Source organism: Rhodanobacter sp. sgz306013, from assembly GCF_057031145.1.
Genome location: NZ_JBXCIJ010000001.1, coordinates 29,506 through 45,512 on the forward strand (window position 1 = coordinate 29,506; position 16,007 = coordinate 45,512).

Annotated in this window: 12 protein-coding genes; 1 reads left to right on the forward strand and 11 read right to left on the reverse strand. The window is 62.3% G+C overall.

From position 1 onward, the window contains the following. Positions 1-2: 2 nt before the first annotated feature. The 11 genes from AC2EWF_RS00135 to AC2EWF_RS00185 all read right to left on the reverse strand — a co-directional run bounded on the left by AC2EWF_RS00135 (position 3) and on the right by AC2EWF_RS00185 (position 14,288). Positions 3-2,087 carry a hypothetical protein gene (locus AC2EWF_RS00135; RefSeq protein ID WP_483637345.1) on the reverse strand — a complete coding sequence of 695 codons (2,085 nt, stop codon included), beginning with the start codon at positions 2,085-2,087 and terminating at the stop codon, positions 3-5. Beyond that, on the reverse strand, positions 2,071-2,703 hold the full coding sequence (locus tag AC2EWF_RS00140; protein ID WP_483637346.1) for a class I SAM-dependent methyltransferase: 633 nt from the start codon (positions 2,701-2,703) through the stop codon (positions 2,071-2,073). The genes AC2EWF_RS00135 and AC2EWF_RS00140 overlap by 17 nt, the downstream gene beginning before the upstream one ends. A 25-nt stretch (positions 2,704-2,728) precedes the next feature. Beyond that, positions 2,729-3,163: a GtrA family protein gene (locus AC2EWF_RS00145; RefSeq protein WP_483637347.1), complete on the reverse strand. Its 435-nt coding sequence runs from the start codon at positions 3,161-3,163 to the stop codon at positions 2,729-2,731. 5 nt (positions 3,164-3,168) lie between these two features. Beyond that, the gene (locus AC2EWF_RS00150) at positions 3,169-4,179 is read right to left on the reverse strand and encodes a glycosyltransferase family 2 protein (RefSeq protein WP_483637348.1); all 1,011 of its coding nucleotides are present in this window, start codon (positions 4,177-4,179) and stop codon (positions 3,169-3,171) included. Continuing rightward, positions 4,176-4,922, reverse strand: coding sequence for an NAD-dependent epimerase/dehydratase family protein (locus AC2EWF_RS00155; RefSeq protein WP_483637349.1), 747 nt, complete (start codon positions 4,920-4,922; stop codon positions 4,176-4,178). Before AC2EWF_RS00155 ends, AC2EWF_RS00150 begins: the two co-directional genes overlap by 4 nt. A gap of 248 nt (positions 4,923-5,170) precedes the next feature. Next, positions 5,171-6,514: a phosphohexomutase domain-containing protein gene (locus AC2EWF_RS00160; RefSeq protein WP_483637350.1), complete on the reverse strand. Its 1,344-nt coding sequence runs from the start codon at positions 6,512-6,514 to the stop codon at positions 5,171-5,173. Positions 6,515-6,554: 40 nt separating this feature from the next. Continuing rightward, positions 6,555-7,496, reverse strand: a complete 942-nt coding sequence (locus tag AC2EWF_RS00165; RefSeq protein WP_483637351.1) for an electron transfer flavoprotein subunit alpha/FixB family protein — start codon at positions 7,494-7,496, stop codon at positions 6,555-6,557. Between the two features lie 111 nt (positions 7,497-7,607). Next, positions 7,608-8,354 (reverse strand): electron transfer flavoprotein subunit beta/FixA family protein, encoded by a 747-nt coding sequence (locus AC2EWF_RS00170; RefSeq protein ID WP_483637352.1) that lies wholly within the window; start codon positions 8,352-8,354, stop codon positions 7,608-7,610. Positions 8,355-8,467: 113 nt separating this feature from the next. Further along, positions 8,468-10,528: a glycoside hydrolase family 99-like domain-containing protein gene (locus AC2EWF_RS00175; protein ID WP_483637353.1), complete on the reverse strand. Its 2,061-nt coding sequence runs from the start codon at positions 10,526-10,528 to the stop codon at positions 8,468-8,470. Positions 10,529-10,579: 51 nt separating this feature from the next. Continuing rightward, entirely contained in the window at positions 10,580-12,559 is a 1,980-nt protein-coding gene (locus AC2EWF_RS00180) for a glycosyltransferase (RefSeq protein WP_483637354.1), read from the reverse strand. Between the two features lie 112 nt (positions 12,560-12,671). Next, positions 12,672-14,288, reverse strand: coding sequence for an electron transfer flavoprotein-ubiquinone oxidoreductase (locus AC2EWF_RS00185; protein ID WP_483637355.1), 1,617 nt, complete (start codon positions 14,286-14,288; stop codon positions 12,672-12,674). A gap of 219 nt (positions 14,289-14,507) precedes the next feature. On the opposite strand from AC2EWF_RS00185, the gene AC2EWF_RS00190 reads away from it, so the two are divergent. Further along, positions 14,508-15,905: an amidase gene (locus tag AC2EWF_RS00190; RefSeq protein ID WP_483637356.1), complete on the forward strand. Its 1,398-nt coding sequence runs from the start codon at positions 14,508-14,510 to the stop codon at positions 15,903-15,905. Positions 15,906-16,007: the final 102 nt, after the last annotated feature.

Consider the following 16,007-nt stretch of genomic DNA (forward strand, 5'->3'; position numbering starts at 1 on the left):
GCCTATCTGTCTTGCCTCGGTTGGGTTTGCGTGTGATCGCAAAGCCAATTCACCCCCTCCTGTAACAGGCACAGACGATAGCCTGAAACTCTCGGATCACTTGACTTTGGTAGGGTCAACTCGACGTGAGTTGAGTCACCCGATTTGAGCGCTACGGGAAAGTCTGCTCTGCCTGCATCCTGGACAATAATATCCCCTCTGTTGTCTACGCCATGAATGCCGAGCCGCATGGGGCGAAAGCCAACGCTACTCAAGACATGATGGCCAATATTGACGGCGTCGATCCGGTAATGGCAGCCATTGTCGGAATGGCAAGCCGCAACATTTATTTCGGAAAGGCTTATTTCTAGTTGACTAGGCGGGATAGCAGAGTCAATTTCACTGCCAGTTTGCAGAACCGCTTCAGTAATGTCTTTGTTGTAAATCCAGGCTGTAAAGGGGCCAATAAAAATTTTTTCATATGGCCTCCCGAGCTGGTGATCGACAGTACTCCACGCGTCCGTGTTGGAGTCTGTCCCGTTGAGGATAACTGCTTGTCTTATTCCTGCAGATCCGTAAAAAATATGCCTTGGCATATGGTGTGCAAAAGGCGTCAGTTGCGACCCTATGCCTACTGGGTAGGCGTAAACCGCGCCATCGGAAAGGACTGTCAATACATGCGAATTCCAATATGTGGTAAGTATGGTGCCGACATTGTTGGCTTTTAAAAGCCTGATCAGCGACATGCGTTGCGTATAGCTTGCATCCCCTGACGATGCTGCGCCGGGCTGGTATTCGCCGCGCCATAGTTGCGCAGATGAAACCCCCGCAACGATCACACACGCAAGCACTGCCTTCCCATACGCGTTATGTCTAGATGCGAATTGGTCGATATAAATTGCCAACATGCAGACCGCACCGTACATTGGAAAGGTTGCATATCTCATGTCTAGCGCGCTAGAAAATAACGTTGGTGATACGGCCATTGCCGAAAGGCTGACGGCATAGCTTGCTAGGATCAGCCACGCTAAACAGACGAGTGATTGGCTGTGCCTTTTGAAATTGAAAACTGTGTATATCGGCAGGAAAGCCAGCGCAAGCGCAATTAGCCAGACGAAAGCCTGTAGTGCTCGAAGGGGGGGCGAAAGTGTTTCCCATCTGCCCCAAAGCTGGAAATACGCAAACCACGCTGACGGAATTTTTTGCAAATGTGCGAAAATTTCCCATTTTGGCGCAACACCGACTTTGGCCGCGGCATCGAAATTCAGGATCTTTGGATAAATCTCGTATTTGTATAGAAGATACCCTGCGATTGACCCAGCAAAAATCGAGACGATGACCTTGTAATGTTGCATATAAAGTGCTTTTCGGTTGCGGTTTTGTACCGAAAAAAGCATGAACGCTGCCCATCCAAGTACGACGGGCAAAGTTATTGTGGCAATGCCTCGAGTGGGATTGCTGATGCTCGCCCACAGCGCAGCAAGGAACCCGCAAAACAACAGGATTCTGGTCGATTTTGTTTTATTATTCTCGCTGGTTGGCAGTTGGGTCGGCGTCGCCAAGGCGTAAATGCAAACCGCAATGGCGGCGTACATTGAGTACGCCCCTTGTGCGATGACAAATTCGAAGTTGGCGGCGGAAATTCCGGCCGCCGATATGATCGTCGAGATGAGCGCGGCACGCGATCTTCCGGCGGCGATTTTTTTTGTTGCGAAATAAACCGCCAATGTCAAGCATAGGTATGCCAGCCATGATGCCACTGCGTTTGATAAGTAAGATATTCCAAGAATTGGATAAATTAGAACAGAGAATATATATGGACTAAGTAAAAAGGTGTCGCCATTTGCATATACCCAGTTCTTTGGTACTAAGCTGCCATCAAATATTGCTAGTCTACTCAGTACTGTTTTGATAGCGTCGTCGCTATGAAATGCATATCTGTATTGATCATACAGGGTCGCGCTTATGCTCAGCAGGACAATGAAAAGCGCAAACACAAGTATAGGATGTTTGCGGATAGTGGCCCTTTTTAGCGGTCTCATTTTGTTGTCCAGATGCATTTTGTTTTTTAAACTATTATTAAGTGGCGATTTACTTTCGTGCTTCAATAATAACCTGAGTATATGGAATTCGTAGTAATCCAGTGACTATGTGAGTTTCGAAGTTGTCAAACACAGATGAAACAAGTCGCTTCCATTCCTGCTCGCTACGAACATTTTGGCCGCGATCCTGCTTTAGGATCCATCGTGCCAAAGGCGCCTGACTGATAAGGAAGCAGCCTTCTAGGCAAACCATACGCCCATGCGGAGCGAGTGTCGCTCGTGCGAGCCGGAGGGCAGTGATTGCTTGGTCGTCATCGAGGTGGTGCAAAAGGCCGTTCATGATGACAAGGTCTGCGTTTTGCATCTGATCGGGCGGGGCAGCAGCGAAGTCCTCCGCTATGCCGACAATGAACGACTTGCTTTGGTCATGGGCAAATTTTTTCCGCGCATGCTCGATGTAGCCATCGCTTATATCAAAGCCTACGTAGCGCACCCCTATGGGCAGCAGATGCGCGGTATTTCCAGGCCCGCAGCCGATATCGACAACTTTCTGGCCTTTTTGCGTGCGCCAAAAGTTTTCTGCGACCCATTTTGCTCCACGGGTCGCTCCCACCAGGCTTTGGAACCCGGCATAGATCCATGAAAACCCGAGGAGTCGTTTGAGGCCGCTGTCGTCTTGCATGGTGCACTATCCTCATGTTTAGTTGTTAACGTGTCGCGCCAGATCGAACGATGGAACGCGACAAAAAAAATGTCAGGGGAATCGTCAGAATACTCACCAGAAGCGGCGCTATCGAAGCGGGCATTCGAAGAAGTTCAACGAGGACGCGCAGTAACGCATAGCTCACCAAGAATTGCACAAGATAGACAAACGGATAGTAGAGTGCGGCCCGAGCGCGCAAAGGCTGCCGGAAAACGAACCAGGCACTGAACAAATAAGAGGTTATGATGCTGAAGACGTATGAGATGGAGTATGCAGCTGCGTAATGCAACCAGTGCAACAAAAGCAGATAGCCGCCGTAACTGACACCGAGGTTCAACAGACCGCCAACGAGAAAACGGAAGACTTCGCCCGTCCAGGAACGAAGTCTCGACGCCAAGCGGGGACTGGCGGACGCAGCGCGTGATGCGAGTAACGGCATTGTCTTTAATGGTCGGTTGTATTGGATATATTGATCGCGGCGTTTTCGGTCGAGCGTGTTCCAACCATGCTATCGACAACATACATCGGCCGCCGGAATGTGGCCCCCATAAGCCTTCCCACGTATTCCCCGACCACCCCGAGGATCAGCAACTGGATGCCGCAGGCAAACAGCACCACGGACATCAGCGAGGCGTAGCCGGGATTGGTGATTTGGCCGCTCAGCCTGCCATAGATCACGTAGAGCAAATACAGGAAACTGATAGCGGCCAAACCGGCACCACCAAACGTGGCGATACGCAGGGGTAGGTAGGAAAATGTAACGAAGATGTTGGCTGCGTGCGAAAGCAGCTTGCGCATGGTGTAGGTGCTTTCGCCATGCTGCCGCTGCTCGTGGGGAACGTTGACACTGCGGGTCGATGACGTCAGCCAGGACAGCATACCGTCTATGTAGGGCCGGTTGAGGCCAAAGCCGGCGAGTTGTTTTGCCAGTGGGGCGTGTATGACCCGGAACGAACAGTAGTCTTCGTTCAGATCGGGAAACGCGAGCTTGAGCATGCGACGCATCAGTTCCGAACTGAGATTCCGGTATGCGGCGTGTGTACGCTTCTCGAACACGCCGTAGACCAGTGGATGGTCAACGTCGCCCGCCGCCAGCAAGGCGGGCACGGATTCGGGAGGGTGCTCGAGATCATCGTCCATGGTGACGATCCACTCCCCGCGTGCGTGCGCCATGCCGCAGATGGTGGCAGCGTGCTGGCCAAAATTGCGCCCGAGGCGCAAGCCGCGGACGTGTGGATATTTCGCGGCAACCGAGCGGATGACAGTCCAAGCTTCGCTTTGACCGCGGTCGTCGACCAGGATCACTTCGTAAGTCAGCCCGGTGGGTTGCAGGGTTGCTTCCAGCCGGCGACAAAGGTCGGGTAGCGCCGCGCTTCCGCCGTATACCGGCACCACGATGGAGACACCCAACTCGGAGCCGCTGGGTGAATCTGTGATTGATTCATTGCTGTTCACGTTGAAGCGTCCAGGGCTGATTGTGGCCGGGAAGCATGGCAGGAGTGGCAGTCTGCATCGCCAGCATAGTATTTGACGATGACGCGTTCGACGTAGTCGCCACCCAGGTCGATTCCCAGACTGGCGCTTGTCTTCTGAACCTGAACAATATCGACCGGCATTGGTGCTCCCTTGTCGACGTATGTGCAGTTGGCTCTCTTTCCCAATACGTTTTCGAAGATTCGGATGATTCTCGGCATGGGCAGGGATTCAAGGGCGGCGATGGATATTGCGGCAGGCATGGCGGGGAGTTCATTGACCAGCTTGTTGCCGATCCTGGTGATGTCATCGATGTCGATCAGGTTCCGCTCGGCATGCGCCCATACCATGAAATGCTCACCAGACGTGATGTGGTTGTGCAGGAAGTTGGTCAAGGTGTGCGAGTTGTCCGTCCTGCCGACCACCTGTGGCAGGCGAAAGACCAGCCCATTCGAGTTGGTCAGCACCATGGACTCCATGCGCCGCTTGTGTCGCATGTAGGGGGTGAGTTCCATTTCTGGGGCTATGACCCCGCAGCTGCTGAAATAAACGAATCGCCGCGCGTCGCGATCCAGCGTTTGGCGGAGTAGGGTGTGTTCCCGCTCAAACTCGCTTTCGCGGGTTTCAAGAGAATTGGAAACTCCCGAGGCGAAGATGACGACCTTGTCATTCGCTCCGAAGTGTGGCGTAAAGGCATGCGCAAGTAGTCCCCTCCCGACGATCATGGCTGTACCTCGCGGCCGGTCATCAGGGGAGGCGTGGCCGCCGCTGGGCAGGTTCGCCACGGTCTGGCGATGTAGTCGGCAACGATGAACGATGTAGCGGGGTGCTTAGATTGCATGGTGCATCCTTTGCGGGTTCGGCCTGCTGGCTCTGTCGAACCCATTGCAGTTGCGACGGACGCATGTGAGTGTCGGATGGGTTGCCGGAAGCGGGTTCAGCGTGTTTGAGACGCGAATGACTGTCCGAAGGCTTACTGCAAGCGAGACGAGAGTTCGGCGGTCTTCTCGTGCATTAGCCTCGCGTCAGCTCGTGACTCCACGTTCAGCCGCAGCAGCGGCTCGGTATTGGAGCTGCGCAGATTGAAGCGCCAGTTGCCGAAGTCGGCGCTGATGCCGTCGGTGTGATCGAGTACCGGCTCGAATCGCGTGTAATGGGCCATGACGCGATCGATGGCTGCGTGCGCGTCGTCAACCTTGAAGTTGATCTCGCCGCTGCATGGGAAGGCTTGCATGCGATCCTCGACCATTTCCGCCAGTGACATTCCCGTGGTGGAAACGAGGCCGGCAATCAGCAACCAGGGGATCATCCCTGAATCGCAGTAGTTGAAGTCACGGAAGTAGTGGTGCGCACTCATTTCGCCACCGTATACGGCGTTCTCGGCACGCATACGCTCCTTGATGAAGGCATGGCCGGTCTTGCACATCACCGGCACACCGCCGGCTGCGCGCACCATGTCCACTGTATTCCAGACCAACCTGGGGTCATGGATGATCCGTTCGCCCGGATGTCGTGCCAGCAAAGCCCTGGCCAACAGGCCCACGAGGTAGTAGCCCTCGATGAAGCGGCCGTCGGCATCGAAAAAGAAACATCGGTCGAAGTCGCCGTCCCAGGCCACGCCGAAGTCTGCGTTGTGCGCACGTACGGCCTCTGCTGTGGCGGTGCGGCACTCAGGCAACAAGGGGTTTGGGATGCCGTTGGGAAAGCGGCCGTCAGGTTCGTGCTGCAGGCGGATGAACTGAAACGGAAGATGTGGTGCGAGCTGATCCACGATCAAGCCAGCTCCACCGTTGCCCGCGTTGACCACGATTTTCAAGGGTTTGAGTTGGTCGCGATCGATGTAGCCCAGCAGGTGTGCGATGTAGGCGGATTTGTCCAGCATCACACGAGGTGCCGCAGAGGAGGCCGGGATCGGAGCCTGTTCGCCAGCGGCGAAGTCGCGGATAGCAAACAGCCCGCTGTCACCGCTGATCGGCCGCGCGCCTTCGCGCACCAGCTTCATGCCGTTGTAATCCATGGGATTGTGGCTGGCCGTGACCATGATGCCGCCGGCTGCGCCAAGATGGGCAGTCTGGAAATACACTTCTTCGGTGCCGCCGAGCCCGATGTCGATAACATCGCGACCGGCACGGTGGAAGCCGTCTGTCAGTGCTGCCTGGAGCGCAGGACTGGAAAGGCGGACATCGCGCCCCAGTACGACCGGTCCGGGGCCGAGCTGGCCTGCCATGGCCACGCCTATCCGGTGGGCCAGCGTTTCATCGAGCTCGTCCGGCACCCGGCCACGGATATCATAGGCCTTGAAGCAATTGAGGTTCATGTGGTTTCCGTTCACGCGAATGCCGTTTCCTTGCAGATTTTCAGAGCGCGTGTTCGAGTTCCGGAATCAGCTTGAACAGATCCCCCACCAGCCCGAAGTCCGCCACCTCGAAGATGGGCGCCTCGCCATCCTTGTTGATCGCCACGATGGTGCCGGCGTCCTTGATGCCGGTGAGGTGCTGGATGGCGCCGGAGATGCCGATGGCCATGTACAGCTCGGGGGCGATGATCTTGCCGGTCTGGCCCACCTGCAGGTCGCTGGGCACGTAGCCGGCATCCACGGCGGCGCGCGATGCGCCCACGGCGGCGCCGAGCTTGTCGGCAAGCTTGAAGATGATGTCGAAGTTTTCCTTCGAGCCCACGCCACGGCCGCCGGAGACAACCTTGTTCGCGCTCTGCAGGTCGGGGCGGTCGCTCTTGCCGGATTGCAGGCCGACGTATCGGGTGTGGGCGGGCAGCGCCATGTCGAGTGCCAGCGCCTCGACCGGTGCACTGTTCGCGCCATTGGCTGCGACCGGCCAGGAGGCGGTGCGCACGGTGGCGACCACGGTATGCGCGGGTTCGGCTTCGACGGTGACGATGGCGTTGCCGGCGTAGATCGGGCGCTTGAAACGGTGCGGGCCTTCCACGCTCATCACGTCGCTGACCTGGGCCACGCCGAGCAGGGCGGCGACGCGCGGTGTCACGTCCTTGCCGAAAGTGGTGGAGGGCGCGAACACGTGGCTGTAACCGGCGGCGGCCTTGGCGATCTGCGGCGCCAGTACGGCAGCCAGCGGGTGCGCGTTCTCGGCGCGCTCGACGGTAAGCACGCGGCACACGCCTTCGATCTTCGCGGCTTCGGCGGGCACAGCGGTGGCGTTGTCGGCCAGCACCAGCACGTCGATGGACTCGGGTTTCACGGCCACGGCGGCGCTTACGGCGCGGGCGGTGGCGGGATTCAGCTTGCCGTCCAGGTGTTCGGCGATGACGAGGATCTTGCTCATGGCATGGTTCCTTGTGTCTTGCTTCTCGGCAGGAGCGCTGTAGGAGCGGCTTCAGCCGCGATTCCTTTCAGCCGGTCGCGGCTGAAGCCGCTCCTACGGGTGATGTGGTGGTTACAGCAAGCCCTTCTGCTTCAGCGCCGCGACCAGCTCGGCTGCGTCCTTCACCATCACGCCCTTGCTGCGCTTGGGCGGTGCGGCATAGTGGGTGGTCTTCAGGTGGTCGCCGCTGTCGACGCCCAGCGTAGCGAACTCGATGACGTCGATCGGCTTGGACTTGGCCTTCATGATGTCCGGCAGCTTGATGAAGCGCGGCTCGTTGAGGCGCAGGTCGCTGGTGATGACCGCGGGCAGATCCACCGCGATGGTTTCCAGGCCGGCGTCCACCTCGCGCGTCACCGTGGCCTTGCCGTCGGCAATCTCGACCTTGCTGGCGAAGGTGGCCTGCGGGCGGTCCCACAGTGCCGCCAGCATCTGGCCGGTCTGGTTGGCGTCGTCATCGATGGCCTGCTTGCCGAGGATCACCAGGCCGGGCTGTTCCTTCTCGACCAGCTTGAGGAACACGCGTGCCGCGGTAAGCGGCTGCACCGCGTCGGCGGTGGTGACGTGGATGGCGCGGTTGGCGCCCATCGCGAGGCCGTTGCGCAGGTGCGCGGTGAGGTCGGTGGGGCCGATGCCCACCACCACGACCTCTTCCGCAATGCCCTTCTCGCGCAGGCGCAGGGCTTCTTCCAGCGCGATGTCGTCGAACGGATTGGCGGAAAGCTTCACGCCATCGGTCACCACGCCGGTGCCATCGGGCTTGACCTGGATGCGCACGTTGTAGTCCACGACGCGCTTGTAACCGACCAGAATTTTCATCAGCAATTCCTTGACTCAGGGGTAGGCCGCTGCAGGGGCGCTTAAATGCTCATTCTACCCTGCTTGAACACTCGCACGAACCAAGCAATTAGAGTGGCGCGGCGGCAGGCTGCTCAGCCACTGCGGCGCGCATAAGGATAGGGATAGGCTCCGGTCTCGGCGAGGCCGATCAGTGAGGCTGCAGTCGCCGTGCGGAAGCCGCCAGCGGCGGCAGTGAGAGTAAGTACGCGTTCGACGGCATGGGCCAATGTGCCGTCGAGCTGAGCAGCCTCTGGCTCGAATTCCTCTGTGCCGAAATGTGCGTCCAGTAGAGGACGCAATGCGGCCGGACGTAGCCAGAGCATGCTGCCGGCGATGAAGCTGTCGCGCTGCACGTTCGGCGCCGGTATGCCGATGCGGCGGGTCAGGTATTCGACGTTGGCTTGGTTGGCGCCCCAGTAGTAGTCCAGCGGCTGCAAGTGTCCCTCGGCGCATACCAGGCCTAGCGTGGAGTCGTTGCGGAAGGCTGCCGCGACACGCGTAGCACGCTCGGGTGCGAGCAGCTTGTCCAGCAGTTCGCGACGCCAGATTTCGCCGTCCGACCGATGAGTGGAGCGCTTGCCGTGCAGCTTGAGCACGGTGGTCACTCCCTCGTCGAGCAGCCGGTTGGCCACGTGCAGGAACGGAAGGATATCGCGACCGCGGTTCTCGAACACCTCGATCTCGGCGTTGATACTTAGCCGGGCGATCCGCTCGCGTACCGCCTGTTCGCGCTCGAGCGCGGTAGTGAGGACGAGTCGCCAGTCGATGCCACTGGCGCGCAGTGCCGCGACGAGCTCATCCAACAGTTCCGGGTACCAGACGTGGAGCACGGCACAGGGGCGGTGATCCGCAGCCGGGGCGGGTCGCAGCGCGGTGCGAGTCGCCTCCAGCCAAGCGTGGCCGAGGCGGCTGTCCGGTTCCAGCACGGCGCCCTCGGCCCACTCGTTCCAAGCGTTGACGAACACCAACGGCTGCACCGGGAAGCGGCGTTGCGCCGCGGCGATCGCGTGGCGCAACCAGTCGCGATAGCCGCGCGGCGAGGCGTGGGCGAGGATGCGGCCGCCGCCGCTGCGCCGCGGCTCGTTGTCCCAGCCCGGGTTGACGCCGGGGTAGCGTGGGTACGCCGGATCGGGCTGTTCCATTGATTGGCGGGCCAGCTCACGCCAGTCGTGCACGTCACCACGGAAGTCGGGGTTGAGCAAACGCTGGCGCGCAGTGATCGGCACCGGCGAGGTGTTGTTTGGCGGAAACTCCACGGCGGCGTCGAAGCCGATCGTAAGCGGATCGACGCGATCGAAGCTTTGCACATAGGCGAGCCGGATCTCGCCGATGCCGTTGGCGAGGCACCATTCGCGCCAGCGCGCGGCGGTCGCTTTCGGGTCCGGCAGCAGTCCGGGGCGATAGACCAGCAGCAGCGGTTTGCCGTCGATGCGAAGGTAGCGCGGCTCGACGAAATAGTGCGCGACGTGTTCGATGAAGGCGAGATCGTCAGCGGGACTATGTTGCTGCCGGATCAGGATGTCATCGGCGCGTCCATCCCAGCGCCGTGACCAGTTTTCGTTGGCCCAGCACAGGCACAGCGGCAGGTCGAGCGTTGGGTCGGCCAGCCATTGCTGTAGCGGCGTTTCCAGCAAAATCTTGCCGGCGAACCAGTAGAAGTAGCCGCAGAACGCGCCAATGCCGTACTCGCGAGCTAACCGCATCTGCTGGCGCATCGTGTCCGCCAGGCGCAGATCGTAGAAGCCGAGTTCACCGGGCAGGCGCGGTTGCTGGTGGCCCTCGAACTGTGGCAATGCGCGCGTGACGTTATGCCACTCGGTGAAACCCTCGCCCCACCATGTGTCATTTTCGGGAATGGGGTGGAACTGCGGCAGATAGAACGCTACCACTGTGGCCGGCAGCGGCGTCGGCAAACTGCCGCTGCGCCGGGGCACGAAGCCGATCGCACGGCCGGCGGCCTGCCTGCGTAGGCGATGATCGGCTTGCGATGTTCCGTTGGCCTGGCCATGCGGCCTACGCGGGACCAGATACGCGTGGCGATCAAGGAAGCGCTGGCGCAGGCGGTCGCGCGTGGCGCCGGGCATTGGGGTGAGCCGGAAGCCCGTGCGCAGCACGGCGAACAGGCAGCGTCTGGCGAATTCGCGGGCGGGCATCGGTGACCTATGAGTAGCGATGCAGAAGCATCGACGTTGGCCGGCGCGTGGTCAACCCAGTACGCGATGAAGCGTGGCGGACGCGGCTGCGATGGAAAAGTGCCGGCGAATATTGTCGAGCCCATGGCTGGACAGCTGTTGCCACATCGCTGAGTCATGCTGCAGCCGCACTGCTGCCGTGGCGAAGGCATCGGCGTCGCTGGCCAACAGCACGTTCACGCCGTTCTCCAGTCGCATGCCTTCCACGGCAAGTGGAGTGGCGATCACGGGCACGCCATGGCTCATCGAGATGTTGATCTTGCCCTTCACTCCGGCGCCGAAGCGCAGCGGGGCTATGGTGGCTAGGCAACGGTCCAGCCAGGGGGCGATGTCGGGGATACGGCCGTGGATTTCCAGGCCCGGTATGGACAGTTCCTGTCGTGCGACTTCCGGCATGTCGCCAATCAGGTGCACGCGGATGTTGGGCAGAACCTTGCGCAGGCGCGGCAGGATTTCGGCGGCGATCCAGCGGATCGCGTCGCTATTCGGCGGGTGGCCGTAGCCGCCGATGAAGACGAGATCGCGCCGTCCGGTGAACGGAGCGGGAGTCCCGTGCACCTCGTGTATGTTGGAAAGTAGTTCCACGCGAGCACCGGGTAGTAAGTCTTTCAACAGCGCCTGTTCGTGCGGGCTGACCACAAAGCTGATGTCGGCTTGTTCGATCAGCTTCAATTCGCTGCGGCGTGAGCTCTCCGCTTGTTGGCGCATGGCGTCGCTGGCGGCCAGTTCCGCGGCACGCTGTTCGCGCAGGAAGTGCAGGTCAACGGTATCGAACAGCAATCTCGCCTGCGGTGCGTGGCGGCGCACAAGTGCCTCGTACTGGCCGGCCACGGTGTGGCGGCAGAGCATCACGGCGTCCAGCTCACGGCCGTAGCGGCGCAACCAGTCGGGCAGGTTGGTGGTTTCCGGCTTGCACAGCACTTCGCAACCCAGCGCGCCCAGTGCGGCGATTTCGCTTGCCGATGCGCGGCCATCATCGGGTAAGAAGACTACGCTCCAGCCCTGCTCGTCGAGGATGCGCAGGATCGCGGTGAGGCGCAGCGAGCCGGAGTCGCGGCTGGGGTCGGGTGTCATGGCATCCACCACCAGCACGCGGCCGCGACGGCGCCAACGGACCGCACGTTCCAGCGGCGTTCCTGGGAGCGGCTGCCTGGCCAGGTCGGCCTTCCGCTTCTCGACGAACTTCGCCTGGTTGATACGCTGGAAGCGCTTCATCCCGCTGTCCGTATCGGTGCCGGCGCTGATGCCCTCGCAATGGATGACTGTGCTGGCCGGCTCGTAGTACACGTGCAGGCCCAGCTGGCGCACGGCAAAAGCGAGGTCGGCGTCTTCGTAGTAGGCGGGGGCGTAGCGCGTGTCGAACCCGCCGACTCGCTGGAAGGTTTCGCGGCGGATCATCAGCGACGCACCGGAAACGTAGTCGGTCTCGCGGCGGTAGCGAAAGGCGCTGTCGTTGCGCGCTTCGAAGCGTCCGTAGTTCCAGGCACTGCCGTCGCCGAAGACCAGGCCACCCGCCTCCTGCAGGCGGCCGTCGGGATAGACCAGCCGGCTGCCGGCGATGCCGCAGTCGGCACGTTCGTCGAAGCAGCGCAGCAGCGCATCCAGCCAGCCGGGCGTGACCTGGGTGTCGTTGTTGAGGAACAGCAGGAATTCCCCGCGCGCCGTTGCCGCGCCGGCATTGCAGCTGCCCACGAAGCCGAGGTTCCCGGCGTTGCAAAGCAGTTGCAGGCCGCCGACCTTTGCCAGTGTGGCTGCGCTGTCGTCGGGAGACGCGTCGTCCACCACGATCACTTCGTACGCCGCCTGCGCGCCGTGCTTCGCCAGCGAACGCAGGCAGGCCATGGTGTAGGCAAGCTTTCCATGCACCGGTATCACGACGGACACGTGCGGTGCGTCCGATGTGGGCAGTGCGAAGGGCGCGAACGGTTCGTCCAGCGGCAGCAGTTCCAGCGTGTCGTCGTGTTCGGGGCGGAATCGGAACTCCTGCCGCATGCGTGCCAGCGTGCCGCGCCAGCCGCGCAGTGCCAGGCTGGCGCGGGTGCGTTGCGCGAGGTAGCGCAGGCGCTTCAGTCGCCATGACAGCTTGCCGCTCAGCGGAACGCCCTCACAGGTTCTGGTAGTTCGGCCCCGAGCCGCCTTCCGGCGTCACCCAGGTGATGATCTGGTATGGATCCTTGATGTCGCAGGTCTTGCAGTGCACGCAGTTGGCGGCGTTGATCTGCAGGCGCTTGCCCTTGCTTCCATCGGCGTGCACGTCTTCCACCATCTCGTAGACGTTGGCGGGACAGAAGCGGGTGCAGGGGTTGCCGTATTCCCTGGTGCACTGGTCGACGCAGATGCCGGTGTCGGCCACGTGCAGGTGGATGGGCTGGTCCTCGTCGTGCTCGGTGGCGGCGAAGTAGACGCCGGCGAGGCGGTCGCGCGGGGGCAGTTCGCGTTGCACGTAGTCGCGCTTCGGTTCCTCCTGCTGGCCGAGCTTGTGCAGCGACGACCAGTCGGGCTTGTTCTTCAGCGTCCACGGCGAGCGGCCGCCGGTGACGGTTTCCCACGCGGCGTTGAGCATGCCGAACCACAGGCCCTTCTTGAAGGCAGGCTTGATGTTGCGCACTTTCTTCAGTTCGGCCATCGCCTCGGAGCCGCGCAGTTTCGCGTCGAAACCGGCGGCATCCAGGCCGCTGGCGGCGAGGTGTTCGGCGGCGAGCATGCCGCTGCGGATCGCCTGGTGGGTGCCTTTGATCTTGGGCACGTTGAGCAGGCCGGCGGTGTCGCCGATCAGCAGGGCCCCGGGCATCTCGCACCTGGGCAGCGACTGCCAGCCGCCGGTGACGATGGCGCGTGCGCCGGCCGAGAGGATGGTGCCGCCTTCCAGCAACGACTTCACTGTCGGATGGTTCTTCCACTGCTGGAAGGCCTCCCACGGCTGGTAGTTGGGGTCGGTGTAGTCCAGGCCGCTGACGTAGCCCAGCGCTATGCGGTCCTTGTCCAGGTGGTAGAGGAAGCTGCCGCCGTAGGTGTGGCTGTCGGCTGGCCAGCCGAAGCTGTGCACGATCTTGCCAGGCACGGCGCGGCCGGCGGGCACCTGCCACAGTTCCTTGATGCCGATGGAATAACCCTGCGGGTCGCTGTCCTTGTCCAGCGCAAAGCGCTTGATCAGCTGCTTGGTGAGGCTACCGCGCGCGCCTTCGGCGAGCACGGTGACCTTGGCCTTGATGTCGATGCCCTGGGTATAGCCCGCCTTGTGCGAGCCGTCCTTCGCCACGCCCATGTCGCCGATGCGCACGCCGGCGACGAAGCCGTCGTCGTTGAACACGGTGTCCGCGGCGGCGAAGCCGGGGAACACGTCCACGCCCAGCGCCTCGGCCTGCGGAGCCATCCACGCGCACAGGGCACCCAGGGAAACGATGAAGTTGCCGTGGTTGTTCATGCCAGGCGGCACCGGCAGCTTGCGGCCGCCGGTCTTGCTCAGCAGCCAGAACTCGTCCTCGCCGGCAGGCACGCAGATCGGCGGCGGGGCGTCGCGCCAGCCGGGCAGCAGGGCGTCCAGCGGGCCAGGTTCGATCACCGCACCGGAGAGGATCTGCGCGCCGATGGTGGACGCCTTCTCGATAACGCACACCGTGGTGTCGGGCTGCAGCTGCTTCAGGCGGATCGCGAACGACAGCCCGGCCGGGCCGGCGCCGACCACGACGACGTCGTATTCCATGGTTTCGCGTTCGCTCATGGCGGACTCCGGCAGGTCGGGGGCGGTGTCGGCGGCGCGACACGGTCAATGCGCTATTGTCCGGTTTCGCGTGCTGCGCGGCAAACCCGGCATCCCGGGCTTGCACGGGCTTCACGGGTGGTGGCGATAATCCGCCCACGCCTAATGGAGGTCGCGGCCATGGATGGCCGCTTTTTGATTCACGCGTTCATGGAAGAACGCACAAGTTAAGGAATGCCGATGAGCTCGCTGCCGCCGATCACCGACCTGGACCTGCGCCGCGCCACCGTGTGCCAGCTGTTGCACTGGATGGCCACCGGGCGCACCAACCCGCAGGCGCTGGCCGAGGCGACCCAGGAAGCGATCGAGCGCATCAACCCGCAACTGAATGCCTACGTGGGCCTGAGTCCCGGCCTGCTGCAGGAACAGGCGCGCACCGCCGAGCACCGGCGGCGCGACGGCGTGATCGGCCGGCTCGACGGCATCCCGGTGGCGATCAAGGACAACCTCGACATCGCCGGCTGGCCGACCCGCGCCGGCCTGCCGGGGCGCGACCAGCCGGCAACCGACGACGCGCACGTGGTGGCGCGGCTGCGCGCCTCGGGCGCGGTGCTGGTCGGCAAGACCAACATGGACGAGGGCGCACTGGGCGCGGCCACCGACAACCCGCACTACGGCCCCACCCACAATCCGTGGAAGCCGGGCTACAGCGCGGGCGGCTCCTCCGGCGGCGCCGCGGCCGTGGTGGCCGCGGGCCTGGCGGCGGCGGCGGTGGGCTCGGACAGCCTGGGTTCGATCCGTATTCCTGCCAGCTACTGCGGCGTCTATGCGCTGAAGCCCACCCACGGCGAGATCTCCGCGCGCGGGCTGGTGCCGGCGGCGCGGCGGCTGGACGCGGTGGGCCTGATCGCGCGCAGCGTGGCCGACCTCACCGTGCTGCTGCAGGTGCTGGCCGGCTACGACGCCGATGACGCGCGCTCGCGCCGCCGCCGCGTGGCGCTGGCGCTGCCGGACTGGGAGCCGGGCAAGCTGCGTACCGGCCTGTTGCCGGACCTGGCCGCGGTGGGCCTGCAGGCCGAGGTGGCGGACCTCTTCGAGTCGGCCGTGGCCAAGCTCGCCCACGCACTGGGCGAGCGCCGCACGGTGGATTTCGCCGACTGGGATTTCGCGCGCACCCGCCGCGCCGGCCTCTTGCTGATGGAGGCGGAGATGCTGGGCACGTTCGCCGAGGATCTGGCCGACAGCGCGCATCCGGTGTCGCCGCGTTTCCGCGACATGCTGGGTTACGCCGCGCGCAAGAGCGCGGCGGATTATGCGAGGGCCGACCGCGTGCTCGACGCGGCCACGCTGAAGATGCGCCGGTTGTTCTCGCAGATCGACGTGCTGGTGCTGCCCACCACGCCCTGCGGCGCCTTCCCGCTGGGCGGGGCGGAGCCGGACAACCACGCCGACCTCACCAGCTTCGCCAGCCTTGCCGGCTGTCCCGCGGTGAGCATCCCGATGGGCACGCTGGCGAACGGCCTGCCGGTCGGCCTGCAACTGGTGGGCGGACGCGGCTCGGACCTGCGCCTGCTGGAGCTGGCCGCGGTCTGTGCGGCCACGCTGGATGCCGATCCGGTTTATCCGGCGATCGCCTGACACACAAGTCCACGCCTTGGCATGGCTGCCAGGCAATGGCAAGCCCATGCGGACTCGACCCGACGGATGCAAACCCACAGGAATGGCGTAGGAGCGGCTTCA